The following is a 26,889-nucleotide window of genomic DNA, read 5'->3' on the forward strand; positions in this document are numbered from 1 at the left end:
TGGGGGAAGCGCCGGAGCGATAGGTGACGACGGGGGAATCGCTCAGGCACTGCGGGGGGTGGCGGAAAGGGGTTCTGCGTCGAACAGCTCGTGGTCCCGCTGATCGAGATTGACGAAGATCATGCCGTACCTCACGGCGCAGCGGACCGGCTGCGGCGCACCACGGGGCCGACGGAGACAGCGATAGGCGCGGACGTCCTCGTCCTCTTCCATCACCACGACGATCGGCTCTCCGAACAGGGTGACCATCAACGAGTCGCCACGGCGGGGGAGGGCCGTGAGCAGATCGATGAAATGCCACCCTGAGCGATAGGCGGTTGCCATCTCGCGCCGAAAGGTGCGGTCGTCCGGCGGGGTGGTCATGCGCGGTCCTGTGCAGTCGGGGCGATGTCCGACAGCGATCCGGACGCCGGCTCCGAACCCGCCGTCCGCGCGGGCATCAAGTCCCAGGCCAGGTCCGGGGGCGGTGCAGCCTGCGCATGCGTACCGGCCCCCGCACCGTGGGTCACGCCGCCCTCAACGAGGTCAAGAACACTCAGCGCCCCGGTCGTCAGCCCAACGGAGAAGGCAACAGCAAGCACCGAGCGAAGCGTTTTGTAACTCATGATGGGCTTCGTCCTCACTTCCAAGGTTTCCTCTCCCCCGCAGGACAAGACGATGGCCCATCCAGGCACGTCAATGCCACAGAAGCGATGCATCATGTTCCTGCTGATTCATGTTCCTGGGGGGTGGAGAATTGACCACAGACAACACTAAAGCGACACATCCCCACTCGGTTAGTGCCTTGTGTGACGAGGGGGCACGGCTCTATGCCAGTGCACTGAGCGTGGGCAAAATAGCTCGTGTCGAGGCGGAGGACGCCCCTTGCCTGCTGGACTTCGCCCTGCTGCATCCCGATCCCGACGATGCCACCTGGCTGCGACCAGTGCCGCCATCCGCGGCACTCACCCAGCGGCTGCACCCGATCGAGCGGGAGATCCAGGAGCGAAGGCGGCTCTCGGTCGAACTCACCGAGGCGTTCGAACCCTTCATGGCGATCAGCGCTCAGGCCCCTCCGACCACGCACGCGATCACGGTTCTCGAAGGCATCGGCCGCATCAACGCCTCGATAGAGCTCGCCCTGGCCGAGTGTCGATCGGAAGTCCTCACCATCCAGCCGGGCGGCGGGCGCAGTGAGAACGCGCTCACCATTGCCATGGAACGAGGCACCATGCTCACGGAACGTGGTGTGGGCATGCGCACTCTGTATCAGCACACAGTCCGTCACAGTCATGGAACCCTCAATTACGCCGCCCGGATGGCAGAGAGCAAGGTCGAGATCCGGACTCTCGAAGAGCTCATAGAGCGGCTCATGATCTTCGACCGCACCGTCGCCTTCATACCGGCCACAGACGACCGCACCGTAGCCCTTGAGCTGCGGCACCCCGGCATCGTGGAGTACCTCACCAAGGTCTTCGAACAGTTCTGGCACCGCGCTGTGCCCCTTCAGGAACAGATTCCGTACGACTCCAAGACGGACGGCATTTCCGGTGTGCGGCACTCGATCGCGAAACTGCTCGTCGAGGGCCACGTCGACGAGGCGATTGCCCGCCGTCTCGGCATGAACGTACGCACCTGCCGGTCGCACATCGCCAAGCTCAGCGTCGCGCTCGGCAGCAACAGCCGGGCCCAACTCGGTTACCTGATCGCACGGTCAGGGATCCTGGAATCAGACCCTGACCATGCGATCACCCCCGACCCCGGGACGTGACTGCGCAAGGGGGAGAGCGCAGCCACGCCCAGGTGCCACCAGGGGAGTTCCCGGCTTCCCCGGCCTGTCCACGATCCCCCCGCAACTAAGCTGGCGCCACCGTCCACTTGTTGCATTGCACAAAGCAGGGGGGGGATCCCAAATGGGCACAGAGGAAAGCAGACCGCCCCATCCGCACCTGAACACCGAAGTGTGCGAACCGGCCTTGCGCGTGTACCGGGAAGCCCTGCGTACGGGACGAGTCCAGCGAGCAGAGGTCGGTGCCGTGCCCTGTCTCATCGACCTGGCATTGCTGCACACCGACCCGTGGGACGGCCGGTGGATGCGCCCCGTCCCGCCGTCCGCCGCCCTGGCCCACCTGTTGCAGCCCGTCTCCCGAGAGATCGACGAGCGCCTCCACCTCGCCACCACCCTCAGCCAGGCGCTCTTGCCTCTCACCGCTGTCGCCCACGACGATCCCAACCTGGCGATCACCGTTCTGGAGGGGATCGCGACCATCCAGGCATCCATCGACGACGCCACCGCCACCGCCACGGATGAGATCCTGACCGCCCAGCCCGGCAGCAACCGGCCCGCCGAAACCCTGCGAGCAGCTCTGGCCAACGCGCACAAGGCCATCCAGCGCGGCGCCCGGATCCGCCACATCTACCAGCACCCGGCCAGGCACAGCAGCTCCATCAGGGACTACCTGTCCCGGGTACCGGCCCAGCACCTTCAGGTGCGCACGACCGAGCTCACCGTCGAGCGGCTGATCATCATCGACCGGACGGTCGCGTTCATCCCCGCCTCCGCCGACCGGAACACCGCACTGCAAATCAGGCATCCCGCCCTGGTCTCCTACCTCATCCAGGTCTACGAGGTGCTGTGGGCACAGTCCGTCCCGCTGGCCGAGAACCACCGCACGGCCGCACCGGACGCCCCGGTCACCCCTGTCCAGCTCAGCATCGCCCGCCTCCTCGCCGAAGGCCACGTGGACGACGTCGTCGCCCGGAAGATGGGCATCAGCGTCCGCACCTGCCGCGCCCACATCGCCAAGCTCATGCAGACCCTCGGCGCCACCAGCCGCACCCACCTCGGCGCCCTCCTCGTGCGGTCCGGGATCGCCGGGGCGGACCGTGGCGGCGGGTGAGGCAGCGCGGAGGCAGGCCAGGCACGGCGGGGGTGAGGCAGGCCGGGTTCGGCGGGTGGTGGCGGCCCGTGATCAGACGTCGCGGCGGGTGAAGAGGCGGGCGCCCGCAAGGGACATCGCCGCCGCCCAGCCCACGAGCAGCAGCAGGCCGTACGGCGCCGCCAGCGCGTCCGGGTAGGCGGAGGCATCGCCGAGCAGGGCGAACTGCGCGCCCTCGGGCAGGAACCGGCCGACCTCGGGGAGCTGGCCGAGTACCAGCATCTGACCGAGCGTGCCCCAGACGACCAGGCCGAGGACCGCGGCGAGCCGGTTGCGGACGACGAAGCCGATCGCCGCACCCCACGGGCCGGCCAGGGTGCAGATGGTCAGGACGGCGGCGGCGGTCGTCCAGGTGGAACCGTCGACGGTGAGCTCGGCGTCCTTGGCCGCGAGGGCCGCGTAACCGACGGCGAGGGAGCAGACCACCGCCGCGACGCCGAACACCAGCCCGGACAGCGTCGCGGTCAGCAGCTTGGCGCCGACGACCGAGGAGCGCCCGGGGGCGTACAGGACGGTGCGGCCGATCGCACCGGAGCTGAACTCGTTGGTGACATGCAGGGCCCCGAGCAGCGTCGCGAAGAGCGCGGCGGACGCGCCGAGCCCCACGATGCTCTCGGTGAGCTCGGCACCGGCGGAAGCCGGGTCTGACTCCGCGTACACCAGGCCGAGTTGGCCCAGCGCACAGAAGGCGAGGGCCACCAGGAGAAGCGTCGGCAGGGCCAGGCCCGAACGCAGTTTGAGGAGTTCGGCGGAAAGCTGGTTGCGCAGGACCTCAGGCACGGGTGACCTCCGTACGCGGCGCGGCGTCCGCGCCCTCGACGAGTGCGAAGTAGGCGTCCTCCAGGCGGCCTCCGCCGCGCTGCACCAACTCCTGGAGCGAACCGGTGAACAGCACCGAGCGGCGCAGGACGACCACGTCGTCGACGCTCTGCTCGACCTCGGAAAGCATGTGGCTGGCGATCAGCACGGTCCGCCCCTCAGCGGCGGAGCGCTCGACCAGCCGGCGCATCCAGCGGATACCATCCGGGTCGAGCCCGTTCAACGGCTCGTCCAGAATGAGGAGTTCAGGGTCGGGGAGCAGGGCGACGGCCAGCGCCAGACGCTGCCGCATACCGGTGGAACACGCCTTGACCCGCTTGCGTTCCGCACCGTCCAGGCCGACCTGCCCGATCACCTCGGCGATGCGCGCGGACGGCAGCCCCAGCGAGCGGGCCGAGATCTCCAGCTGACGGCGGACCGTCACCCGCGGGTGGAAGCCGATCGCGTCCATGACCACGCCGACCCGCTGCGCCCGCTCCGGAGCGGACAGCGGCTCCCCGCCCAGCACTTCGGCGGCCCCCGAGTCGGGGCGGGCCAGCCCGAGCAGAATCCTCAGCAGCGTGCTCTTGCCCGCCCCATTGGGGCCCAGCAGACCGGTGACCTTGCCCGGCCGCAACGCGAAACTCACGTCGTCGAGGGCCTGGTGATCGCCGAACCGCTTGCTCACTCCGGAGAAGACGACGCTGCCCCCTGCCCGGGGCGGATGCTCTGGTCGCACGGATCGCACGTGTTGTGTCCTGTCCTGCTGTTCGGTCAATTCGGTACATCGGGTTGATGCGCTGCATCAGGCTGACTGACTGCATCAGACCGCTTTGGCCGCATCCGGCTGATCGGCTGCGTCAGATTGCTTGGCCGCATCCGGCTGATCGGCCGCATCAGACTGCTTGGCCGCATCGCGCTGATCGGCCGCATCCAGCTGATTCACTCAGCGCTCACCCGCCGGTGTGTCTTCAGCCAACCAGCTGTCCGGGCCGCTCCGGCGGCTCCACGGACGCAGCTTGTTGCCGGACGTCCGGCAGGAAGCTGCGGCAGGCGGCGATGATCTCCTCGACGTCCTCCGCGGCCGCGTGCACCCCTTCCCCGAGGAGCACCCCCGTGGGGTTGAGCAGCACCTCGTCCACCCCGCTGCGGCGGTACGCGTCGAGCTCGGCCGCGATCTCCGGCGCGCTGCCCGCCACGACCACCCGGTGGCGCAGCAGGGCGTCCGCCGTGCCCGCCGGGTCGTGCGGGTCGAGAGCGAGTCCGGCGTCCCGGAGCATCGCCGCGTAGTGCGGCGCCTCCCGGTGCCCGGCGGTCGCAGCGAGCGCCAGGCCGCGCACGTCACGGCCGGGCCGGTCGACGACGACGTGGACGGCGGTCGCGATCCGGGGCGGCCGGGGCCGGGCGGCCGCTGCCGCCCCCTCCTCCAGCGCGGGCCGCAGCGTCCCCGCCACATAGGCGGGCGGCGTCATCCAGGTGACGGCGACGTCCGCCGCCTCCCCCGCCGTCCGCGCCATCCCGGGCCGCAGCACGCCCGCGCCCACCTCGACCCGCGGCGCGTGCGGGAGGACCGGCAACGTGCCGTCGAGATGGTGGTACGGGCCGCTGAACTCGACCCGCTCGCCGTCCAGCAGCGCGCGTACCGAACGCAGGTAGTCGCGGACCGCCGTCCTCGGACTGCCGTACGGGCGTCCCGTCAGGCCCGCCACGAAGTCCGGGTTGCCGATGCCGAAGCCCGCGACGACCGGTTCGCCGGTGAGCAGCGCCAGCGAACGGGCCTGGAGCGCCGCCTCGTACGGATGCCGCAGCGGAAGCAGCGTCACGCTCGTCCCGACCGGCACCGTGTGCCCCGCACCCGCCAGATACGCGAGCACCTGGTGCGTCTCGGCCTGGAAGGACTGGCACATCCACAGGCGCCGGGCCCCCGACCGCTGGACGAGCGCAGCGAAGGGGGCGACGAGTTCGGGGTGGTCGGGCTGGAGCGGGTAGAGGACGGCCGGGTTCACCGGTGGGCACCCTTCTGGTCGGGGAGTTCGTACGGGGTGGGGTGGTCGAGCTGGGCAGCAGGGGCGGTGCAAGAGGCGTGGGCAGGGGCAGGAGCAGAGGGAGGGGCAGGAGTAGAGACAGGGGCAAAGGCGCTCGGTTCGTGGTCGACGGTCGGCGCGCCCCCGGGGCCCGGCTCGTACGTCGCCACGACGGCCCGGTCCGGAGCCAGGTGGCACGCGGCCGCCTCCGCCACCTGCTCGGGCGTGACGGCGGCGACACGGTCCCGGTAGCTCTCCAGCCAGTCCGGCTCCAGGCCCGCCGCGGCGAACCCCGCCAGCGCACTCGCCTCCTCCGCCCGGGTCGCCAGGGCGAAGCGGGTGAAGCCGGTCGCGTAGGCGCGGGCGCGGTCTACCTCTGTCCGGGACGGGCCCTCCTCGGCGAGTTCCCGGAGGCACCGGGTGACCTCGTCCGCGAGCCGGCCCGCGCCGCCCGGCGCTCCCGCGCACTCGATCTCCAGCCAGCTGCCCGCCCCGTTCTCACGGAGGCGGGCGGAGACGGCGTACGCGAGGCCGTGCCGGTCGCGCACCTGCCGGGCGAGCCGGGCGGACGCGTAACCGCCCAGCAGCAACTGGGCGAGGTGGAAGGGCGCGTGGAGCGGATCGGCGGTGGGGACGGCGGGCCCGACGGTCAGGACGAGGGCCTGTTCCCCGGCGGTTTCGTCGCCACGGGCTCCCTCGTCGGCCCCGCTCCTCGTCCCCGTCCCCCTCCCCTTCTCCGTCTCCGTCTCCGTGAGCGACACCCGGCCCGGTCGCGGAGCCAGGTGCGCGAACGGCGGCAGCATGAGCCCCGACGGGCCGCCCGACCAGGGCGCGAGCCGCTCGTCGGCCATGCGCAGTACGGTGTCCGGCTCCTCGCCCGCCAGGACGACCAGCGACGACCCGCCCGGCACGACGGCGCGCGCGTGGAGAGCCAAGAGGTCGTCGGGAAGCAGGGAGACGACGTCCAGGAGCGGTGCCGTGCCCCCGGACTCCGAGGACAGCGGGTGCGGGCCGAACCCGTGCGCGAGCGCGGCGCGGCGCAGCCGGACCCGGGGCGCGGGGGCACGTGGCGCGGCGGCCGCCCGGCGCTGGGCCAGGGCCACTTCGCCCTCTTCGTACCTCGGGCGCAGCAGCAGTTCGGCCAGCAGGTCCAGCGCACCGGGCAGGCCCGGGGCGAGCACGCTGACCGAGAGGATCAGGGACTCAGCGGTGACGACGGTGCTGAACTCCGCCCCGAGGTCGGCGGCCCGGTCGGCGATCTCCTGCCGGGTACGGTCCCGGCTGCCCGTTCCGAGGCAGGCGGCAAGGAGCTCCTGGGCGGCGGCGAGACCCGGTTCGGTGCGCGCGTACGGGATGACGAGGCGGAGTTCCGCGAGCGGAGCACCGGGGGCGTGTGCCGCGAGAACCCGCAGCCCGGTGGGCAGCACGGTGGACAGAGCCGTGGGCGAAGCGGTGGACGAAGCTGGGGACAGGGCCGTGGGCAAGACGGTGGGCGAAACGGTGGCGGTGCTGGCCCGGGTCATCCGGCTATGCCTTCCTGCGGGACGAGTTCGGTCACGGTGGTGGGCCCTTCGAGCAGGGCACGGGCCGCCGCCGACACCTCGGCGGGGGTCGTGCGGCGCAGCTCGGCGGGCAGCGCGTCGGGACCCGCCGAGCCCGGCAGGAGCAGGGCGTCACGGCCGAGGGCGACCGCGCGGGTGGGGAGCGAGTCGGCCTGCCGGTGCCAGGCGACGAGCAGCGAGTTCACCGCACGCCGGTGCTCGGTCTCGGAGAGGGGCCGGTCGGCCACGGACCGCAGGACGGACCGCCAGACGTCCATGGCAGCGTCGACCCCGGTCCCGGCCGCCCGGCCGAGCACGGCGAGGGTCAGGTCGGGCGCGGCGGAGGCGAGCCACTGGCCGTGGTACCCGCAGGTGACGGTGGCGGAGGTGAGTCGGTGCCCGTCCCGGGCCGACCGGGCCAGCGCGGGCAGCCGGGACCGGCCGAGCACCTGGGCGAGAACCGCCTGGGCGAGGTACGCGGGGCGGTCGGTCACCAGGTCGGGGAGCCGGTGACCGACCGCGACGCCGGGGCCGGCGGCGGACAGTGAGGCGGTACGGATCTCCTGGCGGGAAGCGGGAACAGGACCCGACGCCCTGGTCTCCTCCAACGCACCCGAAACTCCAGCCACTCTCTGCGCTCCCAGCGCGCCTGACACATCTGGTACTTCCGGTGTTCCCGGCGCTTCCAGCACTCCCTGCGCTCCTTGCACACCCAGTGCACCTGGTACCCCCACCCCGTCGAACACCTCGTGCACCGCCGCCGTGACGCGCGCGGGGTCCACGTCCCCGACGACCGACAACACCATCCGGGGTGCCGTGTAGTGCGCCCGGAAGAAGCGTTCGGCCTCACCGGCCGTGATGCCCGCGAGCTCGGCCGCCGTACCGAAACTGTCCCTGCTGCCCGGGTACAGAGCGCCCAGCGCCGATTCCCAGTACCGTCCGGCGGCCCCCGCACCGCGGATCTCCTCCCCGATGACGGCGGTTTCGGTGCGGATCACGTCCTCCGTCGGCGCGAAGCCGAGCAGGCGCCGGGCCTCCCACGTCAGGACGTCGGGCAGCAGCTCGGCGGGGACGGTGGTGTGGAAGACCGTGTGGTCGCGGTGGGTCTCGGCGTTGCAGACCCCGCCCGCGCCCTCGATCAGCGCGGCGTGCCCCTGCCCGGCGAGGTCACCGGCGTCCCCCGGGCCCGACCGGGGGAACATCAGGTGCTCGACGAGATGCGCCGTACCGTGGCGTCCCGCCGGGTCGTCGTCGCCCCCCGCCGCCACGGTGAGCGCGACGGCTGCCAGGCCGCGCCCGTACTGCGGGACCGCATCGACGCACACGCGCAGCCCGCCGGGGAGCACGGACACGCTCGGGCCCATATCAGCCGCCCGAGTTCAGCGGCCGAAACACGGACACGCACATCTTCCGGCTGTCGCCCCCGTCGAAGGGCTGCTCGCGCCAGCCCGCGTACCGGCCGACGAGCTCCAGACCGGCGATCGCGCCGAGCAGGTCCAGCTCGCCCGGCCACACGTACCGCATCACGGTCGTCGCGGACCTGGGGGCGTCGCCGTCCAGGAACAGCGTGCTCTGCAACATCATGTTCTGCGAGGCGGGCAGCACGCCCACCGACTCGATGAGTGCCCCGCGCGCGCCGATCGGGTAGGTGTTGACCTCGTTCTTCTTCTGTACGTGGTAGTCGCTCGGGTCGAACGTCTCGATCACCACGTGCCCGTCCGCCGTGACGTGCCGCGCCATCGCGTGCATCAGCGCGATCTGCTCGTCGACCGCCATCGCGCAGCACAGCACGTTGAACGGGGCCAGGACGACGTCGAAGGCGCGGCCGAGGTCGAGACCGGCGAAGTCACCGTGGACCGGGGTGATCCGGCCCTCGGGGTCCTTCTCCGCGAGACGCGCCAGCATCCCTTCTGAAGACTCGACACCGGTGACGTCGAAGCCGCGCTCGGCGAGCGGAAGCGCCACCCGGCCGGTGCCGACGCCGAGTTCGAGGACGCTAGCGCCGGGTGCGGTGAGGGTGAGCAGGTACGTCGCGATGTCGTCGAGGTCCGGGGTGCTCGGGTAGATGTCGTCGTACACACCGGCCAGCGCGTCGCTGTAGGCGGCGGTGATCGCCGCGCCGAAACCCCCTGTGCCGTCGGCGGTTTCGCCGTCCTCAGGAATCTCAGAAGTCTCCACCGGCTCAGGAATCTCAGCAGCAGTCTCCGTCGTCTCCATCGTGTCTGCCGTTTCCGTCGTCTCCGTCGTCTCCGTCGTCTCCGTCGTCTCCGTGATGATCATCGGGCTCACACTCCAGCGGTCGCGGTGATGGTGGTTCCGGCAAGGTTGTTCTCGGGGAGCTCGGGGTCGATGCCCGCTTCGCGGAAGGCACGTACGACGTGGTCGGCGAGGTCGCCGGACCCGGGCGCCTGCGCGTGGTCTACGAGGGCTGTGGCCAGCGCGAAGCTGCGGTGCTGCCCGAAGCTCATGCCGTCACGGCCGGGCCGCGGATCGCGCGGGTCCCACGCGGCGGCGACGCCGGGCGCGAGCCTGGCGGTGAAGAGCGAAGTGTCGGAGCCGAGGCCCGGCAGGTCCCGTACGGCTTCGGCCACCGCCCGCTCGGCCGGCACGTGGTCGCCGTGCAGATAGACGACGACGCTGTCGCGGCGCGGGTAGTCGTCCTCGTCTGACAGGACCTTGGCGTGGTACCGCGCCCCGACGCCCTCCAGCGCGGCCAGCGCGGCGGTCCACAGCCCGACGGCCCCGTCCGCGTCGCGGGCGTGCAGGAAGAGTCGGCGGACCGGACCCGCGGGAGAGGGCAGGGGTCGCGAGCCCATCACGTAGAAGAAGCCGGGCGAGAGGGCGGGCCGTGCCGCCTCAAGGGCGACCTCGACCAGTTCGCCGGGGACGGGCGCACCGGGGCCGATGAGCCGGTCGGCGGTGAGCCGCGCGGTGATCTCCGGCAGCCGTACGACCAGTTCACCGCCGTCCCCGACCTCCAGCAGCCGGCCGGTGACCGGTGTCGTGGCGTGCGGCACGGCCGCGGAGAGGCGGCGTTCCAGCGCGGAGTCGCGCAGCGTACGGCGGGGCGGGGCGTCCGCTTCCCGGCGGTGCGCCCCGTTCCCGGCGTGGAACTCCTCGTACAGCGCGTTGGTGAGCCGCCCGCGCAGGTCGCGCGGGCTGTCCGCGGTCAGCCTCCGCCCGGCGACCCGCGCTTCGAGGGCGTCGGCGCGTACGGACACGAGGTCGAGCGCGGCGACGAGACGCGGCGCGGGGGTGAGGGTCATCGGGAGCTCCCGGACGGGGCGGAGTCGGTACGTCGTGCGGCTTCGTTACGGAGTGCGGCTTCGTTACGTCGTACGGGGTCAGTACGTCGTACGGAGTCGGTACGCCGTACGGAGTCGGGCGGTGAGACGGTCGGCGCGGCAGGGGCGGCGTCGGGCTTCGACGCGGCTGTCGTACCGGTCAGGCGCAGGGTGGTCACCGCACCGGCCGGATTCAGCAGCAGCGTCCGCCCGATCCCGGCGGCGGCGCGTGCGACCGGGTTGAGGACGGCGTGCGCCTGCGCGGTGGCGATGAGCCGGTCGTACAGGTGCCATCCCGCGAACCCGACGGCCCGTTCGGCCAGTTCCGGATCCGGGGTGCGGCAGCCGGTGTAGCCCTCCCAGAAGGCCGCGATACGAGGGATGTGGCGGCGGAGTCCGGCCGCGCCGCGCTCCACGATCTCCTCGTGGGCGAGGTCGAAACCGAGCGCTACGGAGTCCTGCGCGGCCGTGGCCTCGCCCGTCGGTGCGAAGACGGAGTACGTGGCCTGGAAGAGCCACTCGCCGACGAACGCGCCGACGTCGCGGGCCGGGTCGGCGAGCCGGAACTCCTCCCAGTCGCACAGGTGGAGCGTCCCGCCGTGGACGAGGAACTGGTCGAATCGCAGATCGCAGTGGGCGGGGGTGTGCGGTGCCCTACGCTCCCGCTCCCGCAGCCGGTGGAGCGCGGCGACGGCCTCCGTGTCGTCCTGGACCAGCTTCCAGGCGGCGATCTGCGCCATGCTGCGGTCCTGTACCTCGCTCCACGGGAACGCCCGGAGCCAGCGCATCGGCGGCAGCGGGGCTTCGGCGGTGTCGATGGCGGGGGCCGCGTCGGCGCCCGGGTCCGCACCGGACTCCGGCGTTCCCATCGCATGCAGCGTGGCGACGGCCCGTCCCGCCTCCCGGCACAGCTCCTCGTCGAAGTCGCCGTCCAACGCGACCTCCGAGCCCGAACGGGCCCCGGGCAGCAGCCGGAAGGCGCTGACGGCGGCGGCCCGGTCGGTGCCCAGGTGTTCGGGGGTACGGAGCGGCGAACCGGCCGGGAGCCGCGCGGCCGCCGCCTCGAAGGCGAGGGCGCGGTCGATCTCGGGCCGACTGCCGTCGGGGGCGCGGGCGACGGTCTTGACGAAGACCTGCTGGCCGCCGGTCGTCGTACCGGCCCAGTTGTCGTTGCGCCCGCCGAAGGCGGTCAGCCCGTCCGGCACGAAGGGGCCGAGCCCCAGCCGCTCCAGCAGCGCGTTCACCTCCGGCGCCGTGTCGAGACCGGTCGGCCGGAACCGGATCAGCGCGGGCGCATCGACCGTCGCTCCGGCCGTCTCCGTCGTGCCCGGCCTGCTCGTCGTGCTCGTCGTGCTCGTCATGACACTCCTCGGGGGACCGCGCGGCGGCCCTCCTCATCGATCAACTCGGCAGTGAAGGCGAGGTAGTCGAGCAATTCGTCGCTCCACTCGCAGTACGTGGCGAAGTCCTGCATGTGCGTGACGACGCGGAGCACGGCGCAGCGCCCGACGGCATCCGGGTCGTACACCGGCCCCCAGAGCCGGTGGCCGTCACCGTCACCGCCGTTGTCACCGTCGCCGTCGTCGCCGTCCTCGTCGTACGCGCCGAGGAACACCCGCTGGAGGACGGCCGCGGACGGCAGCCCCGCGCTCTCCCCCGCCGTCCGGTAGAGCGGTGACGACCAGGCCAGCTCGACGAGGTCGCCCAGCATCCAGCCCAGGTCCAACTCCCGGCGGCCCACGCCCAGGTCCTCGCCGGTCAGCAGCGCCACCCTGCCCCGGCTCCGGGGCGGTACGAGCGAACCGGCCGACGCCCAGCCGTGCAGCGGTACGGCAGAGGCTCCGGGGCCCGCGGGGCGTACGGCGTCGTCCGCCCAGTCGAGCAGCCGCTCCGTACGGTCGCCGCCCCAGACCTCCAGCGCACACCGGCGCAGCCGGGCAGCCGCCGGGGCGAGCGTCCCGGTCCCGGCCGCCCACTCCCGCAGCCGCCGCACTCCCGGTGGAGGGAGCGGCTCCGGGTCCGGGGGCAGGGGGACCCCGTGCAGGGCCCGGAGGGCGCGTGCGGCGGCGGCGAGGGAGTGGGCGACGAGCCGCCCGGCCTGCGGGCGGGGGTCCCGCAGCCAGGCGGCGGCCGATGCGGACCCGGCGGCCCGGTGGAGCAGACCGTCTCCGTACGGCGTCCCGGTGGACAACAGCGCGGCCCCCGTGGCGGGTTCCAGGTCGGGGACGAGGCGCAGCAGCCGACCGGGCGCGCGGAGCGGGCCGACACGACGAGGGCCGGGCCCGTGCCACCACAGGAAGTCACCGGCACCAAGGGTGTCACTGGCGCCGGTGCCGGGGGCCCGGTGCACCCGGGTGACCTGAAGGCCGGTGCCGTACTCGGCCACCAGAACGGCCTTACCGGCAAGGGGATGTGCCACGCTCACAGCGCACCCTCCTTCCGGCGCGCGACGCACAGGTCGTACAGCTCGTTCAGCGGCGCGGAGCCACCGTCCTCCACCTCTCCGGTACTCGCGCTCCGCGCGGGGATCGTCGGGGCGAGCACCACACCGGGGCGCTCGCGCAGGGCGGCCAGGTGCCCCTGGACGACCGGGCTCCCGAGCGCACCGGGCGGCAGCGACGGGGCGACGCCGACCAGGGCGCGGGTGGTGTGCAGGGCGACCATGAGCGGGGTGTCGGCGACGCCGAGGGCGAATCGGCCGACGAAATTCAGAGTGGCGGGATGGACGAGAATCAGATCCGCCCATTCCGCGAGGCTCACATGGGGTACGTCGACGCCGGAAAAAGCGTTCCAGTCGTCGATGAATACTTCTTTCCCGGAGAGTACGGCCACCGCGTCCGGTGACACGAATCGGCATGCGGAGCGGGTCAGCGCGACCCGTTTCTCCGTATCGGGAAAGGAGTTCCCGAGCCAGTTGATCCAGAACGGCAGGAAGGCGACGCCGAGGGCCCCCGTCCCCACGACGAGGATGCGCTCGAAGTCCCGTTGCTGTTCCTCCACGACGCCTCCTGTGCGCGTTGGGGGCCGGGGTCCGGCCGGAGCGTGCCCATGGCACGTCCGGCCGGACCCCGCGGCTCACAGCGAAGAGAGCCTGGTCAGCACTTGTTCTCGACGGTCTTCGCGGCGAGCGAGCCGAGAGCGGCGGCGCACTGCTGCGAGGAACGCGCGCTGATGATCGTGGCGCGGATGGCCCACGGGATGGTGGGGCTGAACGCCGGCGCGGCCTCCTTGCCGTCGTGCAGGCCGAGCTCCTCGGCGGAGGTGTAGGCGGTGTAGCCGTCGAACAGGTCCTTCTCGGTGACGTTCTGCATGAGAGTTGCCTCCATAGGCGAAAGGGGATTTACGCCCGGTATTCCCGGCCATCTCGGTGATGCCCGGCTTCCCGGTGTCCGTTGCGGACAGAAAGAATGTTGACCCACACGGTGAGGCCCGCACCATTGGCTCTTACGGCATTGCCGCAAACGACAGTTCCCCGCACAGGTAGAAGGGGATAGAACTACGGGTGTGAACACACCTGACGCAGAACAGTCTCCGGCGGAGCGGCCCGCGCTGCGGGCACTGCTCTCGTACGCGCGTCCGCACCGCGGCATCCTCCTCACCGTGCTGGCCCTGACCCTGATGGGCAGCGCCGCCGGTCTGGCCCAGCCGCTGGTCATCCAGTCGGTGCTGGCGAAGCTCATGACGGGCGGAGGGCTGCGGGAGGACATCCTCCTGCTCTTCGGCCTGCTGCTCGCCTCCATCGGGCTGACCTGGCTACAGGCCTGGCTCAGCGAGCGGACCGCCGAACGCGTCGTGCTCCAGGTCCGCCGCGGCCTGATCGCGCGCCTCATACGCCTGCGCACGGCCGAGTTGGACCGTACCGAGCCGGGCGGACTGACCACGCGCGTCACCTCCGACAGCACGCTCGTGCAGCACGCGGCGACGGGCGGTCTCATCCAGCTCGTCGACGGGTCGATCCACCTGCTGGCCACGATCGTGCTGATGGGCATCGTCAGCCTGCCGCTGCTCGGCATCACCTCCGCCGTGCTGGTGGTCGTCGGCATCGCGATGGGCGTCGTCATGCCCCGTATCAAGCGGGTCACCACCGAGGCACAGACCTCCGTCGGCGAGATCGGCGCGGCACTCGACCGCTCGCTCGGCGCGGCCCGCACCGTGAAGGCCAACGGCGGCGAGGCGAAGGAGACCGAGCGGGCGACCCAGGCCGCCGAACGCGCCTACCGGGCGGGCCTCAAGGGCGCCCGCTACCACGCGCTGATCGCCGTACTGGCCGGGCTGATCGTCCAGGCGTCGTTCCTCGCCGTCATCGGCTTCGGCGGTGCGCTGGTCGCCATGGGCACCCTCGAACTGGCCGCGCTGATCGGCTTCCTGCTCTACCTGTTCAACCTGGGCGGCCCGGTCCTCTCCCTGGTCGGCGGCACCACCGCCCTCCAGCAGGGGCTCGGCGCCCTGGCCCGGATCGAGGAGGTGCGGTCCATGGCGGCGGAGGACGACGTGGACGGTACGCCGTCGGCGCCCTCCGGCCCGCCGCCCCGCGTCACGGTCGACGGGCTGACCTTCGCCTACGAGGGGCGTACGCCCGTCCTGAACGGCACGGGCTTCGTCGCACCGGCGGGGAAGGTCACCGCGATCGTCGGCCCGTCCGGCTCCGGCAAGACCACGGTGTTCAGCCTGATCCAGCGGTTCTACGACACCGACGACGGCCGCATCCTCCTTGACGACACCGACATCCGCTCACTCGGCCGGGCCGAACTCCGCCGCCGGATCGCATACGTCGAGCAGGATTCCCCGATGCTGGCGGGCACGCTCCGGGAGAACCTCCTCTACTCCGCACCGGACGCGAGCGACGAAGCCGTCGCCGACGTGCTCCGCCGGACCCTGCTCGACGGCTTCGTCGCCTCGCTCCCGGACGGGCTCGACACGGCGGTCGGCGCCCGCGGCCTCGCCCTCTCCGGCGGAGAACGCCAACGCCTCGCCATCGCGAGGGCGTTGCTGCGCCGCCCGCAGGTCCTGCTCCTCGACGAGGTCACCGCGCACCTCGACGGGCTCAGCGAGACCGCCCTGCGCAGAACGGTGGAGGAGGCCGCACGGGACTGCACGGTGCTGCTCATCGCCCATCGGCTCTCGACGGTCACCACGGCGGACCGGCTGGTGCTGTTCGAGAACGGCCGGGTCAGCGACTACGGACGGCACGAGGAGCTGCTGGAGCGGAGCGCCCTCTACCAGGACCTCACCGCGACGCAGTTGACCACGGCCCCGGCGGTCGCCACGGCAGCCCCGGAGACTGCTGCGACGATGCGCTGAACTGCGCCGGAGCACCGCCGCGCCTGCGAGAATTCCCGTACGCCAGTCCCGTACGTCACTGACGCCCTGCGAACACCCCCCTCAGCACGATCGCACGACCGAAGGATTCAAGGATCCAGATGACCGACACCACCCCCCTCCCCCTGCCCGCCTCGACCGAGGACGACCACTACGGGGAGATCTCCGTCGAACTTCTCGGCGAACAGCGGGAGAAGCTCGTCGTCAGCGGCGAGCGGATTCCCACCATCACCATCGTCCGCGCCCCCGAGGCGGAGGTCGACGACCACATCGTCATCGGCACCCGCGACCCCCGGCACCTCACGATCACGGTGGATGGCGAGGCCGCGACGATCAAGCCCGGCAAGGGGAAGCTCCGGCGGCAGACGTACCGGGTCGACGTCCGTCACGCGGGCATCCACTACCGGCTCGTCCCGAACTCGATCCCGTTCAGCCGGCTGACCCGCGACGGCAAGCACCTCGGGGACTTCTCCTCGGACGGAGACCGCCGGGTGATAGCCGAGTGGCAGGAGGACGCCGGCACCCCCGAACCCCTCGACGCGGCCATCGGCTACGCGCTGTCGGCGGCGTTCGGCACCGGCGGTCAGCCGATGTGGATGATGGCGGTGGACGCGATCAGCGCGGCCCTGCCGTAGGGGCGGGCCCGTGAACGACCGAAGTCCCCTGCCGGAAGCAAGACTTCCGGCAGGGGACTTCGGCTTGCGCGCCTCGACGTGCGCACATGTCGCGGCGTCAGGTCGTGGCGTCAGGTCGTGGCGTCAGGTCGTGGCGTCAGGTCACGGACGCAGCCCTCCTGATGTCCTCGGCATGCAGGTACGACACGATCGCGGCCTCGAACCGCGACTTCAGGTTCAGCTTGCGCACGATGCTCGACGTGTGGGCCCGAACCGTACGTTCCGTGATGCCGAGTCTCCGGGCCAGCCAGCGGTTCTGCTCGCCGCTCGCCAGCAGTACGAGCACTTCCAGCTCGCGTTCGGTGAGCGCGGCGAAGTCCATCACCTGCCGCCCACCGGCCATCGCCCGCCCATCGGCAGCCATCCGCCCGCCGGCAGTCATCCGTTCGTCGACCGTCATCCGTTCGTCAGCCATCGCCGTCACAGCAGTCTCCATCCTTTGATCGTCCACTGTCCCCCGTCCCGCGCCCGCCACCCGGCCGGCAGGGACTACCTGCTGCTTTACCTTTGCATTACCCTCTCCCTCATCAGTTCGACGGTTGCGCGGCATTTGACCGATGCGGCAGCACCGTCGGTTGTCGTGCGGCACGCGGGGGAGCGGCAGCAGTGAACGACGGAAGCCTGTCCATACTCGGCCTCAACACCACGGAGGAACGCGCCTACCGGCACTTCCTGCGCAATCCGGGCACCAGCACCGAGGACATCGGCGTCCTCCTCCACAGCCCGCGCGAAGAGGTGGAGAAGGCCCTCGCCCGGCTGGCCGAGCTGGGCCTGCTGCGGACCGACGGGCACGGCGGTGTCTCGGCGGCCGATCCGGAGACCGCGGTCGAGCGCCTCACGGAGATACGGCTGCGCGAGCTGCACGAACAGCTCCACCAGGTCACCAGGTCCCGGCATCTGGTCGCCGAGCTGACCGCCGAGCAGCAGGCCCGGCCCCTCGCCACGCAGGGCGTGGAGCGGCTCGAAGTGCTCCGCCAGATCCGCGACCGGATCGATGACCTGGCCTTCTTCGCCCGCCAGGAGATCCTTTCCGTCGAGCCGTACACAGCACTCACCCCCGAGAACATCGCGCACGCCCGCCCGTTGGACACCCGGTGTCTACGCCGGGGCGTGCAGATCCGCAGCGTGGTGCTGCGGGAAGCACTCGACCACCCGCCCACCGTGGCCTACCTCCGCGAACTCACCGCGCAGGGCGCGTCGATCCGGGCCGCGGACAAGCTGTCCGAGCGGATCCTCGTGTACGACCGCCGTACGGCCCTGGTGCCCGTCGATCCCTCGGACACCTCGCGCGGCGCGCTGGTCACCCAGCAGGCCGGGCTGGTCTCCAACATCCTGGCCCTGTTCGAGAAGATCTGGACCGAGTCCACTGACCTCTCCGCCCTGATCGACACCCACCCCGCGCCCTCGGGCGTGCTGTCCGAGATGGAGCAGCGCGTCATGGAGGAGATGTGCCGGGTCGCCAAGGACGAGACGGGCGCACGGAACCTGGACATCTCGGTACGGACGTACCGCCGCCATGTCGCCGACGTGCTCCGCATCCTGGACGCGACCAGCCGCCCGCACGCTGCCCTGCTGGCCCGCGAGAAGGGCTGGATCTGAGACGGGAGAGGCAAGGCCCTACCCGCTCCCCTCCAGCACCCACCCCTCCAGGGCCCGGTCCCGCAGTGCCTCGGCGCACCGCTCCCGCGCGTCCCGCACGCCGCCGCGCACCAGGACGGTGATCCGGTCCTCCTCGATGCGCTGGCCGCAGTCCCAGTGCGCGGGCAGCATCCCGATGAGCCGGAGCACCGCGGTGCCGGCGGGCGCGGCGTCGGTGGAGACACGGACCGCCGTGATCTCCACCGGGTCCTCTACTGCCAGCCGTTGACGCACTTCACCTTGCCCATGAACGGTCCGACCGGCTTCGGCAGCGGTGCGCCGCAGAGCACTCGGGAGACCGCCGAGGTGACCCTCGACACCACGTCCGACACCGCCTCCGAAGCCGTACCGACCCCAGCACCGGCACCGGCACCGGCACTGCCCCCGGCCCCGGCCCCGGTCAACAGCGGCGCGGCGGTCCCGGACGCGGCGACCGTCCCGGCTCCGGCGCTCGCGTGGGCCGGTGCGGCGGCCGCTCCGACGACCAGCGCCAGGAGCAGTCCTCCCGCACCGACCATCCTCCCGGTGAACGCGTAGACACCCATCTCTTCCTCCCCGTACTCACTGCGTCATGTGTCTCGCCGGCTTCGTCCGCCGACGTATGTCAGCTTGCCAGCGGGGCGGGCCGGACCAGGCGGCGATCACTGTCAACTTGCTGCATGCGCCCCGGCCACTTGGTGCCAGCCGTGCGACGCCGCGGACATACGACGACGGCCGGGCCGGGAGAACATCTGGTGTTCTCCCGGCCCGGCCGTCGTCGTATGTACCCCCCGGTGCCCCGCCGCCCTACTCCGCGGACCGCTTCGGCTTGGGCCGCCAGACCACCAGCGCGCTGGTCTGCTGCACGTCCTGGTACGGCACCAGATCGCGGCGGTACGAGGCGTGCACCTGGGCCTCACGCTGCTGCATGGCGACCGCCGCGCCGTCCACCGCCGCCGAGAGCTCGGCGACGCGCTGCTGGAGCGCGGCCACCTGGTTCTCCAGCTCGATGATCCGCTTGATACCCGCGAGGTTGATGCCCTCGTCCTGCGACAGCTGCTGCACCGTGCGCAGCAGCTCGATGTCACGGGCCGAGTATCGCCGACCGCGCCCGGCCGTACGGTCCGGGGAGACCAGGCCGAGGCGGTCGTACTGTCGCAGTGTCTGCGGGTGCAGGCCCGAGAGCTGGGCCGCCACCGAGATCACGTACACCGGCGATTCATCGGTCAGCTGGTACGGATTGCGTCGACGGCCGTCCATCTCAAGCTCCCTTCGCGGCCTGGAACAGTTCCGCCCGCGGGTCCTCGTCCGCGGTCGCCTTCCGGTAGGCCTCCAGCGCGTCCCTGGCCTCCTGGCCGAGGGAGGTGGGGACCGCGACCTCCACGGTGACCAGGAGGTCGCCGCGGGTGCCGTCCTTGCGCACCGCGCCCTTGCCCCGGGCGCGCATCGTACGCCCGTTGGGGGTGCCCGGGGGAAGCTTCAGGGTGACCGGGGGGCCGCCGAGGGTGGGGACCTTGACCTCGCCGCCGAGCGTCGCCTCCGGATACGTGACGGGCACGGTGACCGTGAGATTGTCGCCCTTGCGGCCGAAGACCGGGTGGGCGCCGACGTGCACGACGACGTACAGGTCGCCCGCCGGACCGCCGCGCTCGCCCGGGCCGCCCTTGCCGCGCAGCCTGATCCGCTGGCCGTCGGAGACGCCCGCCGGAATCCTGACCTGCATGGTCCGGGCCGACTTCGCCCGGCCGCTGCCCTTGCAGACCTCGCAGGGGTCCTGGGCGATGAGGCCCCGGCCCTTGCAGTCCACACAGGGGTCGGTGAGCGAGAAACCGCCGCCGCTGCCGCGCGAGACCTGGCCGGTGCCGACGCAGGTCGGGCAGACCCTGGGGGTGCCGTTCTTGTCACCGGTGCCGGAACACGCCTTGCAGGGCGCCTGGCTGGACATCCGCAGCGGGACTGTGGCCCCGTCGACCGCCTCGGTGAAGCTGAGCGTCACCTCGGACTCGACGTCCTGGCCGCGCCGCGGTTGGACACGGCTGCCCGTGCCGCCGCGGTTGAACAGCCCGCCGAAGACGTCTCCGAGACCGCCCCCGCCGCCGAAGCCGCCGCCCGCGCCGCCCTGTCCGCCGCCCGGTGCGCCCCCGCCGAAGAGGTCGCCCAGGTCGAAGTTGAAGTTGCCGCCGGCACCACCGGGACCGGCGCGGAAGCCACCGTTGCCGAAGAGGGCGCGCGCCTCGTCGTACTCCTTGCGCCGCTTGGCGTCGCCGAGGACGTCGTTCGCCTCGGAGATCTCCTTGAAGCGCTCCTCCGCCTTGGCGTCACCCTTGTTGGCGTCGGGGTGGTTCTCCCGGGCGAGCTTGCGGTACGCCTTCTTGATCTCGGCGTCGGTGGCGTCCTTGGGGACGCCGAGGACCTTGTAGTAGTCCTTCTCGACGAAGTCCTTCGTGCTCATCGACGTCCCTCCTTCCGGACGATCGGCCGAGCGGTCGGCCCGTGGGCCGACCGCCGGGCCGGTCGGTGTGCACCCTGGTGGTCAGACGCGTTGCCGTCAGACCTCCTCGGTGCCACCGCTCTCCTCGTCGTCTGTCTTCTCTTCCTTGGCCGCGGCGGGCGTGGCGCCCGGCTGCGGCTCGGCGACGGCCACCCGCGCGGGGCGGATGGTGCGCTCGCCGATGCGATACCCCGGCTGAAGGATCGCCACGCAGGTCGTCTCGGTGACGTCCGGCGCGTAGCTGTGCATCAGAGCCTCGTGGATCGTCGGGTCGAAGGGCTCGCCCTCCTTGCCGAACTGCTGGAGGCCCAGCTTCGCGACGACCGTCTCCAGCGATTCGGCGACCGACTTGAAGCCGCCGAGCAGCTCGCCGTGCTCCCGTGCGCGGCCGACGTCGTCGAGCACGGGGAGGAGCTCGGACAGGAGGTTCGCGACGGCGATCTCCTTGACCGTGACCCGGTCCCGCTCCACACGACGGCGGTAGTTCTGGTACTCGGCCTGGAGCCGCTGGAGGTCCGCGGTGCGCTCGCCGAGCGCCGTACGGACCTGGTCCAGCTGTGCGGTCAGGCCGACGGTCTGGTCGGTGTCCCCGGCCGGGGCCGCCGCCTCCTCCTCGGAGGGAGCGGCGGCCTTCGGCTCGGCGTCATCAGGGGTGGCGCCGGAGGGGACGTCGGGCTTCTCCTCGAAGCCCGGAGTCTCCTCGGTCACGCCGCACCGCCCTTGGTGTCCTTGGTGTCCTTCTCGTCGTCCACGATCTCGGCGTCGACGACGTCGTCGTCGGCGGCCTTGGCCTGGCCGTCGCCCGGGGCCCCGGCACCCGGGGTCGCGCCCTCGGCCTGAGCGTTGGCGTACATCGCCTGGCCCAGCTTCTGGGAGACGGCGGCGACCTTCTCGGTGGCCGTACGGATCTCGGCGGTGTCCTCGCCCTTGAGCTTCTCCTTCAGCTCGCCGACAGCGGTCTCCACCTCCGTCTTCACGTCACCGGGGACCTTGTCCTCGTTGTCCTTGAGGAACTTCTCCGTCTGGTAGACGAGCTGCTCGCCCTGGTTGCGGGACTCGGCGGCCTCGCGGCGGGCGTGGTCCTCCTCGGCGTACTTCTCGGCCTCTTCACGCATCCGGTTGACCTCGTCCTTCGGCAGCGAGGAGCCACCGGTGACGGTCATCTTCTGCTCCTTGCCGGTGCCGAGGTCCTTGGCAGCGACGTGCATGATGCCGTTGGCGTCGATGTCGAAGGCGACCTCGATCTGCGGCACGCCGCGCGGGGCCGGCGGCAGACCGGTCAGCTCGAACATTCCGAGCTTCTTGTTGTACGCCGCGATCTCGCGCTCGCCCTGGTAGACCTGGATCTGCACGGAGGGCTGGTTGTCCTCGGCCGTCGTGAAGATCTCGGAACGCTTGGTCGGGATCGTGGTGTTGCGCTCGATGAGCTTGGTCATGATCCCTCCCTTGGTCTCGATGCCGAGGGAGAGCGGGGTGACATCGAGGAGCAGGACGTCCTTGACCTCGCCCTTGAGGACACCGGCCTGGAGCGAGGCGCCGATGGCGACGACCTCGTCCGGGTTCACACCCTTGTTGGCCTCCTGGCCGCCGGTCAGCTCCTTGACGAGCTCGGCGACGGCGGGCATACGGGTGGAGCCACCGACGAGAACGACGTGGTCGATCTCGGAGAGCTGGATGCCCGCGTCCTTGATGACGTTGTGGAACGGGGTCTTGCAGCGGTCCAGGAGGTCCGAGGTCAGCTGCTGGAACTGCGAGCGCGTGAGCTTCTCGTCCAGGTGCAGCGGGCCCTCGGCGGACGCCGTGATGTAGGGCAGGTTGATCGTGGTCTCGGTCGAGGACGAGAGCTCGATCTTCGCCTTCTCCGCAGCCTCACGGAGACGCTGGAGAGCCATCTTGTCCTTGGACAGGTCCACGCCGTGCCCGTTGGCGAACTGCTTCACCAGGTAGTCGACGACACGCTGGTCCCAGTCGTCACCACCGAGGTGGTTGTCACCGTTGGTGGCCTTCACCTCGACGACGCCGTCACCGATCTCCAGGAGGGACACGTCGAAAGTGCCGCCACCGAGGTCGAAGACGAGGATCGTCTGGTCGTCCTTGTCCAGGCCGTACGCCAGGGCGGCGGCGGTCGGCTCGTTGACGATGCGCAGGACGTTGAGGCCCGCGATCTCACCGGCCTCCTTGGTCGCCTGACGCTCGGAGTCGTTGAAGTACGCCGGGACGGTGATGACCGCGTCGGTCACCTTCTCGCCCAGGTACGACTCGGCGTCGCGCTTCAGCTTCTGCAGGATGAAGGCGCTCATCTGCTGCGGGTTGAAGCTCTTGCCGTCCAGGTCGATCTTCCAGTCAGTGCCCATGTGGCGCTTGACGGAGCGGATGGTCCTGTCGACGTTGGTGACCGCCTGGCGCTTGGCGACCTCGCCGACGAGCACCTCGCCGTTCTTGGCGAAGGCGACGACGGACGGCGTGGTCCTGGCGCCTTCGGCGTTGGTGATGACGGTGGGCTCGCCGCCTTCGAGAACGCTGACGACGGAGTTAGTCGTGCCCAGGTCGATGCCGACCGCACGTGCCATTTCAATTCCTCCAACTGACTACTTGAGTGGATCTGACTCAAGAATGCATGACACCCGCCCCCTAGTCAACAGACCTGAGTCGGGCGGGCTCAACTTAAGTGCTTATCCGGACCACACATCGCCCCCGCTCCCGCCCCACGGACACACCCGCGCACGCCACACCCCTCGCACACCCCGCACCCCACCGTCCCACCATGGGATCGTTCTGTCACAAAATGCCGCGAGACGGTCACAACCGTCCCCGACCGGCAGGTTTCACCGTGGATCGTCACACCATCGAACCTCGAACCCCGGGTGGGCGCGATGCAGAACGCGAGGAAGCGGCGCGTACGGCAGAACAGGCAGAAGGAGAAGCGGAGGAGGCAGGGGCAGAACCCCGTACGCACACAGGCACCGGTGCCACCACAGCCCCGCCCCACGGAAACCACACCGCCACCGGCCGCCCCCCGCACACCGGCCACCAGCCCCGCCGCCCCTCCCGCCGCCACCCGCTCGAACCCGGCAACAGCGCGCGGCCACTTCCCCTCGCGCCCCGCCGCCCACCTGACCGGCCTCCTGGACCGGGCGGAACGCCTGGCGGACCGCCTCGCCCCCCGCACGACGGCAGAACGGCTGCTGGACCTGACCCTCGGCACCGCCCTGCTGGCCCTGACCGCCCCCGCCGTAGCCGTCGGCGCCCTCGCCCTGACCGCCCGGCGCACCCCGGGCGGCGCCTGGGACCGCCGCCCCCGGACCGGTCTGGACGGCAGGGTCTTCGAGCTCCGCAGCCTGCGCACCCGACGGCTCCGGCTGGACCTGCTCTCCCGGCTCCCCCATGTCGTAAGGGGCGACCTCGCCCTCGTCGGCCCCGCCCCGCTGGCCCCGGGCGACCCCCGGTCCGCGCACCCCGGGGCCCGGCAGTGGCGGCAGGAGCTGCGACCGGGACTGACCGGCCTGGCCCAGGTGCGGGCCCGCTCGGGCATGCCGTGGGACGACCCCGCCCTGCTGGACCAGCACTACGCAGAGCACCATGGAGTAGTACTCGACCTGGCGATCCTGACGGAGGCCGTACGCAATACCCTGCGGACGACCCTCCGACAGGCCCGCCCGACCGAGGCACCACCCGGGACACCGCCCGCGGCACCACCCGGGGCACAGCCCAAGGCACAACCAAGGCACACCTGAGCGACACAGATCACCGCCCGCCCGGCTACAGCCGGGTGGACTAAGTGGATAGTGTCAGCACAGACCAAATAAGTTACTGCTTAGTAGTAGTGGGCAGTCGCACGTACGTAACTGGATCCCGCTCTCGCAGGCCCGAGGAGCCCTACTCATGCAACTCGCCGCGATCATCGTGTCGCTGGTGCTGACGGTCGTCGGCGTTGCGCTCATCACCCGAGCCATCGTGCAGATCTACCGCTTCGTCCGTCTGGGACAGGCAGTACCGGCAGGCAGCCGCACCGACGACCCCAAGCAGCGGACGATCACCCTGATCAAGGAGTTCGTCGGCCACACGCGGATGAACCGCTGGGGCGTCGTGGGCGTCGCCCACTGGTTCGTCGCCGTCGGCTTCCTGACGCTGGGCCTGACGATCGTCACGGCGTACGGCCAGCTGTTCAAGGCGGACTGGGTGCTGCCGGTCATCGGCGGCTTCCTCCCGTACGAGCTCTACATCGAGTTCATCGCGCTCGGCACGACCCTCGGCATCATCGTGCTGATCGCGATCCGCCAGCTGAACCTCCCCTCGCGGGCGGGCCGCAAGTCGCGCTTCACGGGCTCCAAGATGGGCCAGGCGTACTTCGTCGAGATCGTCATCCTCATCATCGGCACCGCCATCATGGCGCTGCGCGGCCTGGAGGGCGCCCTCCACCACGTCGACAGCTACGACCCCGCGTACTTCGCCTCGTATCCCCTGGTCCTGGCCTTCAAGGGGCTGAGCGTCGAAACGCTCCAGAACCTGGTCTACCTGTTCGCGATGATCAAGCTCGGTACGACGATGGTCTGGGCGATCACCATCTCGCTGAACACGAACATGGGTGTGGCCTGGCACCGGTTCCTCGGGTTCCCGAACATCTGGTTCAAGCGGAACGCGGACGGCGATGTCGCGCTCGGCGCGCTGCTGCCGATGACGTCGGGCGGCAAGGAGATCGACTTCGAGGACCCGGGCGAGGACGACACCTTCGGCGTCTCCCAGGTCGAGCAGTTCTCCTGGAAGGGCATCCTCGACTTCTCCACCTGCACCGAGTGCGGCCGCTGCCAGTCCCAGTGCCCCGCCTGGAACACCGGCAAGCCCCTCTCCCCCAAACTCCTCATCATGTCGCTGCGCGACCACGCGCACGCCAAGGCCCCCTACCTCCTGGCAGGCGGCGGCAAGGACATGGAAGGCAACGAGAAAGCCACCGAGGAACAGCTCAGGGACGTCCCCGCGGCCGCCCTCGCCGAGGCCGAGCGCCCGCTGATCGGCACCGCCGAGGACAACGGCGTCATCGACCCCGACGTCCTGTGGTCCTGCACCACCTGCGGCGCGTGCGTCGAGCAGTGCCCCGTCGACATCGAGCACATCGACCACATCGTCGACATGCGCCGCTACCAGGTCATGATCGAGTCCGCGTTCCCCTCCGAAGCGGGCACGATGCTCAAGAACCTGGAGAAGAAGGGCAACCCCTGGGGCCTGGCCAAGAAGGCCCGCGTCGAATGGACCAAGGAAGTCGACTTCGAGGTCCCCATCGTCGGCAAGGACGTCGAGGACCTCACCGAGGTCGACTACCTCTACTGGGTCGGCTGCGCCGGCGCCCTGGAGGACCGCGCCAAGAAGACCACCAAGGCCTTCGCCGAACTCCTCCACATCGCGGGCGTCAAGTTCGCGATCATGGGCGGCGACGAGAAGTGCACCGGTGACTCCGCCCGCCGCCTGGGCAACGAGCCGCTCTTCCAGCAGCTCGGCCAGGAGAACGTGGCCATGCTCAACATGGCCTACGGCGAGTCCTTCGACGACGAGGGCAACGTCGAGCCGGACACGAAGAAGCCCAAGGCGTCGAAGAAGATCGTCGCGACCTGCCCGCACTGCTTCAACACCATCGCCAACGAGTACCCCCAGCTCGGCGGCGAGTACGAGGTCATCCACCACACCCAGCTGCTCCAGCACCTCATCGACGAGGGCAAGCTGATCCCCGTGACCCCGGTCGAGGGCCTGATCACCTACCACGACCCCTGCTACCTGGGCCGCCACAACAAGATCTACACCCCGCCCCGCGAGATCATCGCGAAGGTCCCCGGCCTCCGCAACGAGGAAATGCACCGCCACAAGGAACGCGGCTTCTGCTGCGGCGCCGGCGGCGCCCGGATGTGGATGGAAGAACGCATCGGCAAGCGCATCAACACCGAACGCGTCGACGAAGCCCTCGCACTCAACCCGGACATCGTCTCCACCGCCTGCCCCTTCTGCCTCGTCATGCTCACCGACTCCGTCAACGGCAAGAAGAACGACGGCCAGGCCAAGGAGTCCATCCAGGTCGTGGACGTCTCCCAGCTCCTCCTGGAGTCCGTGAAGACCCCCACCGACCCGACCGGCGACCCGGACCAGGTGGACGCACCGGAGCCCGAACCGGCAAAGTGACGTAACGCATCGGCGTGATGAGCGGCCGGACCTGCCTCGGGGGCAGGACCGGCCGCTT

Annotated in this window: 27 protein-coding genes; 7 read left to right on the forward strand and 20 right to left on the reverse strand. The window is 70.9% G+C overall.

What is annotated here, in order from left to right:
* Positions 1-42: 42 nt before the first annotated feature.
* Positions 43-363 carry a Rieske (2Fe-2S) protein gene (locus RI138_RS14420; RefSeq protein WP_030588701.1) on the reverse strand — a complete coding sequence of 107 codons (321 nt, stop codon included), beginning with the start codon at positions 361-363 and terminating at the stop codon, positions 43-45.
* A 352-nt stretch (positions 364-715) separates the two neighbouring features.
* Between RI138_RS14420 and RI138_RS14425 the strand changes: the two genes are divergently transcribed.
* Together RI138_RS14425 and RI138_RS14430 are read left to right on the forward strand one after the other, a co-directional pair.
* Positions 716-1,750, forward strand: a complete 1,035-nt coding sequence (locus tag RI138_RS14425; RefSeq protein WP_311120239.1) for a helix-turn-helix transcriptional regulator — start codon at positions 716-718, stop codon at positions 1,748-1,750.
* A gap of 142 nt (positions 1,751-1,892) precedes the next feature.
* Positions 1,893-2,879: a helix-turn-helix transcriptional regulator gene (locus RI138_RS14430; RefSeq protein ID WP_311120240.1), complete on the forward strand. Its 987-nt coding sequence runs from the start codon at positions 1,893-1,895 to the stop codon at positions 2,877-2,879.
* Between the two features lie 72 nt (positions 2,880-2,951).
* Here the strand turns inward: RI138_RS14430 and RI138_RS14435 are convergent, their stop codons facing one another.
* The 12 genes from RI138_RS14435 to lxmA all read right to left on the reverse strand — a co-directional run bounded on the left by RI138_RS14435 (position 2,952) and on the right by lxmA (position 13,876).
* Positions 2,952-3,698: an ABC transporter permease gene (locus tag RI138_RS14435; RefSeq protein ID WP_311120241.1), complete on the reverse strand. Its 747-nt coding sequence runs from the start codon at positions 3,696-3,698 to the stop codon at positions 2,952-2,954.
* Positions 3,691-4,404, reverse strand: a complete 714-nt coding sequence (locus RI138_RS14440; RefSeq protein ID WP_096622726.1) for an ABC transporter ATP-binding protein — start codon at positions 4,402-4,404, stop codon at positions 3,691-3,693. Before RI138_RS14440 ends, RI138_RS14435 begins: the two co-directional genes overlap by 8 nt.
* Before the next feature lie 135 nt (positions 4,405-4,539).
* Positions 4,540-4,662 carry a hypothetical protein gene (locus RI138_RS14445; protein ID WP_311120242.1) on the reverse strand — a complete coding sequence of 41 codons (123 nt, stop codon included), beginning with the start codon at positions 4,660-4,662 and terminating at the stop codon, positions 4,540-4,542.
* Between the two features lie 25 nt (positions 4,663-4,687).
* Entirely contained in the window at positions 4,688-5,722 is a 1,035-nt protein-coding gene (lxmJ, locus tag RI138_RS14450) for a F420-dependent peptide dehydroalanine reductase LxmJ (RefSeq protein WP_311120243.1), read from the reverse strand.
* On the reverse strand, positions 5,719-7,263 hold the full coding sequence (locus tag RI138_RS14455; RefSeq protein ID WP_311120244.1) for a M16 family metallopeptidase: 1,545 nt from the start codon (positions 7,261-7,263) through the stop codon (positions 5,719-5,721). The genes lxmJ and RI138_RS14455 overlap by 4 nt, the downstream gene beginning before the upstream one ends.
* Positions 7,260-8,633 (reverse strand): M16 family metallopeptidase, encoded by a 1,374-nt coding sequence (locus RI138_RS14460; RefSeq protein ID WP_311120245.1) that lies wholly within the window; start codon positions 8,631-8,633, stop codon positions 7,260-7,262. Before RI138_RS14460 ends, RI138_RS14455 begins: the two co-directional genes overlap by 4 nt.
* Before the next feature lie 13 nt (positions 8,634-8,646).
* Positions 8,647-9,459: a class I SAM-dependent methyltransferase gene (locus RI138_RS14465; protein ID WP_311120246.1), complete on the reverse strand. Its 813-nt coding sequence runs from the start codon at positions 9,457-9,459 to the stop codon at positions 8,647-8,649.
* Positions 9,460-9,566: 107 nt separating this feature from the next.
* Entirely contained in the window at positions 9,567-10,547 is a 981-nt protein-coding gene (locus RI138_RS14470) for a T3SS effector HopA1 family protein (protein ID WP_311120247.1), read from the reverse strand.
* A complete protein-coding gene (gene lxmK / locus RI138_RS14475) occupies positions 10,544-11,926 on the reverse strand; it encodes a class V lanthionine synthetase subunit LxmK (RefSeq protein ID WP_311120248.1) in 1,383 nt (460 codons plus the stop codon). The genes RI138_RS14470 and lxmK overlap by 4 nt, the downstream gene beginning before the upstream one ends.
* A complete protein-coding gene (locus RI138_RS14480; protein ID WP_311120249.1) occupies positions 11,923-12,984 on the reverse strand; it encodes a hypothetical protein in 1,062 nt (353 codons plus the stop codon). Before RI138_RS14480 ends, lxmK begins: the two co-directional genes overlap by 4 nt.
* 2 nt (positions 12,985-12,986) lie before the next feature.
* Positions 12,987-13,565 carry a flavoprotein gene (locus RI138_RS14485; RefSeq protein WP_311120250.1) on the reverse strand — a complete coding sequence of 193 codons (579 nt, stop codon included), beginning with the start codon at positions 13,563-13,565 and terminating at the stop codon, positions 12,987-12,989.
* Positions 13,566-13,660: 95 nt separating this feature from the next.
* Complete coding sequence (gene lxmA, locus RI138_RS14490; RefSeq protein ID WP_096622710.1) at positions 13,661-13,876, reverse strand: lexapeptide family class V lantibiotic; 216 nt, start codon at positions 13,874-13,876, stop codon at positions 13,661-13,663.
* A 193-nt stretch (positions 13,877-14,069) separates the two neighbouring features.
* On the opposite strand from lxmA, the gene RI138_RS14495 reads away from it, so the two are divergent.
* Both RI138_RS14495 and RI138_RS14500 read left to right on the forward strand, forming a co-directional pair.
* Complete coding sequence (locus tag RI138_RS14495) at positions 14,070-15,866, forward strand: ABC transporter ATP-binding protein (protein WP_311120251.1); 1,797 nt, start codon at positions 14,070-14,072, stop codon at positions 15,864-15,866.
* Positions 15,867-15,985: 119 nt separating this feature from the next.
* Complete coding sequence (locus RI138_RS14500; RefSeq protein ID WP_096622706.1) at positions 15,986-16,519, forward strand: hypothetical protein; 534 nt, start codon at positions 15,986-15,988, stop codon at positions 16,517-16,519.
* Between the two features lie 136 nt (positions 16,520-16,655).
* Here RI138_RS14500 and RI138_RS14505 read toward each other — a convergent pair whose 3' ends face one another.
* Positions 16,656-16,994 carry a helix-turn-helix domain-containing protein gene (locus RI138_RS14505; protein WP_311120252.1) on the reverse strand — a complete coding sequence of 113 codons (339 nt, stop codon included), beginning with the start codon at positions 16,992-16,994 and terminating at the stop codon, positions 16,656-16,658.
* A 170-nt stretch (positions 16,995-17,164) separates the two neighbouring features.
* Between RI138_RS14505 and RI138_RS14510 the strand changes: the two genes are divergently transcribed.
* Complete coding sequence (locus tag RI138_RS14510; RefSeq protein WP_096622704.1) at positions 17,165-18,157, forward strand: helix-turn-helix transcriptional regulator; 993 nt, start codon at positions 17,165-17,167, stop codon at positions 18,155-18,157.
* 18 nt (positions 18,158-18,175) lie between these two features.
* Here RI138_RS14510 and RI138_RS14515 read toward each other — a convergent pair whose 3' ends face one another.
* From RI138_RS14515 to dnaK, 6 genes are all read right to left on the reverse strand, one after another.
* Positions 18,176-18,430 (reverse strand): hypothetical protein, encoded by a 255-nt coding sequence (locus RI138_RS14515; RefSeq protein ID WP_311120253.1) that lies wholly within the window; start codon positions 18,428-18,430, stop codon positions 18,176-18,178.
* Positions 18,409-18,741, reverse strand: coding sequence for a hypothetical protein (locus tag RI138_RS14520; protein ID WP_311120254.1), 333 nt, complete (start codon positions 18,739-18,741; stop codon positions 18,409-18,411). Before RI138_RS14520 ends, RI138_RS14515 begins: the two co-directional genes overlap by 22 nt.
* Positions 18,742-18,982: 241 nt before the next feature.
* Positions 18,983-19,435 (reverse strand): heat shock protein transcriptional repressor HspR, encoded by a 453-nt coding sequence (locus RI138_RS14525; RefSeq protein WP_096622702.1) that lies wholly within the window; start codon positions 19,433-19,435, stop codon positions 18,983-18,985.
* A 1-nt stretch (position 19,436) separates the two neighbouring features.
* Positions 19,437-20,627, reverse strand: coding sequence for a molecular chaperone DnaJ (dnaJ, locus tag RI138_RS14530; RefSeq protein WP_311120255.1), 1,191 nt, complete (start codon positions 20,625-20,627; stop codon positions 19,437-19,439).
* Between the two features lie 96 nt (positions 20,628-20,723).
* Positions 20,724-21,374 (reverse strand): nucleotide exchange factor GrpE, encoded by a 651-nt coding sequence (gene grpE / locus RI138_RS14535; protein ID WP_096622698.1) that lies wholly within the window; start codon positions 21,372-21,374, stop codon positions 20,724-20,726.
* The gene (gene dnaK / locus RI138_RS14540) at positions 21,371-23,236 is read right to left on the reverse strand and encodes a molecular chaperone DnaK (RefSeq protein WP_311120256.1); all 1,866 of its coding nucleotides are present in this window, start codon (positions 23,234-23,236) and stop codon (positions 21,371-21,373) included. Before dnaK ends, grpE begins: the two co-directional genes overlap by 4 nt.
* A gap of 303 nt (positions 23,237-23,539) precedes the next feature.
* Between dnaK and RI138_RS14545 the strand changes: the two genes are divergently transcribed.
* Together RI138_RS14545 and RI138_RS14550 are read left to right on the forward strand one after the other, a co-directional pair.
* Entirely contained in the window at positions 23,540-24,400 is an 861-nt protein-coding gene (locus RI138_RS14545; protein WP_398862998.1) for a sugar transferase, read from the forward strand.
* 148 nt (positions 24,401-24,548) lie between these two features.
* A complete protein-coding gene (locus RI138_RS14550; RefSeq protein WP_311120257.1) occupies positions 24,549-26,831 on the forward strand; it encodes a heterodisulfide reductase-related iron-sulfur binding cluster in 2,283 nt (760 codons plus the stop codon).
* Positions 26,832-26,889 lie beyond the last annotated feature (58 nt).

The sequence above is a fragment of the Streptomyces durocortorensis genome (assembly GCF_031760065.1).
In the GTDB taxonomy this organism is placed as follows: Bacteria; Actinomycetota; Actinomycetes; order Streptomycetales; family Streptomycetaceae; genus Streptomyces.

Excerpts from the sequence above, each read along its gene's own strand:
- RI138_RS14520 (WP_311120254.1), bottom strand. The coding sequence starts at position 18,741 with ATGGGTGTCTACGCGTTCACCGGGAGGATGGTCGGTGCGGGAGGACTG.
- lxmK (WP_311120248.1), bottom strand. The coding sequence starts at position 11,926 with ATGACGAGCACGACGAGCACGACGAGCAGGCCGGGCACGACGGAGACG.
- RI138_RS14420 (WP_030588701.1), bottom strand. The coding sequence starts at position 363 with ATGACCACCCCGCCGGACGACCGCACCTTTCGGCGCGAGATGGCAACC.
- RI138_RS14455 (WP_311120244.1), bottom strand. The coding sequence starts at position 7,263 with ATGACCCGGGCCAGCACCGCCACCGTTTCGCCCACCGTCTTGCCCACG.
- RI138_RS14425 (WP_311120239.1), top strand. The coding sequence starts at position 716 with ATGTTCCTGGGGGGTGGAGAATTGACCACAGACAACACTAAAGCGACA.
- RI138_RS14470 (WP_311120247.1), bottom strand. The coding sequence starts at position 10,547 with ATGACCCTCACCCCCGCGCCGCGTCTCGTCGCCGCGCTCGACCTCGTG.
- lxmA (WP_096622710.1), bottom strand. The coding sequence starts at position 13,876 with ATGCAGAACGTCACCGAGAAGGACCTGTTCGACGGCTACACCGCCTAC.
- RI138_RS14545 (WP_398862998.1), top strand. The coding sequence starts at position 23,540 with ATGCAGAACGCGAGGAAGCGGCGCGTACGGCAGAACAGGCAGAAGGAG.
- RI138_RS14505 (WP_311120252.1), bottom strand. The coding sequence starts at position 16,994 with ATGGAGACTGCTGTGACGGCGATGGCTGACGAACGGATGACGGTCGAC.
- RI138_RS14500 (WP_096622706.1), top strand. The coding sequence starts at position 15,986 with ATGACCGACACCACCCCCCTCCCCCTGCCCGCCTCGACCGAGGACGAC.
- RI138_RS14525 (WP_096622702.1), bottom strand. The coding sequence starts at position 19,435 with ATGGACGGCCGTCGACGCAATCCGTACCAGCTGACCGATGAATCGCCG.
- dnaK (WP_311120256.1), bottom strand. The coding sequence starts at position 23,236 with ATGGCACGTGCGGTCGGCATCGACCTGGGCACGACTAACTCCGTCGTC.
- RI138_RS14430 (WP_311120240.1), top strand. The coding sequence starts at position 1,893 with ATGGGCACAGAGGAAAGCAGACCGCCCCATCCGCACCTGAACACCGAA.
- RI138_RS14550 (WP_311120257.1), top strand. The coding sequence starts at position 24,549 with ATGCAACTCGCCGCGATCATCGTGTCGCTGGTGCTGACGGTCGTCGGC.
- dnaJ (WP_311120255.1), bottom strand. The coding sequence starts at position 20,627 with ATGAGCACGAAGGACTTCGTCGAGAAGGACTACTACAAGGTCCTCGGC.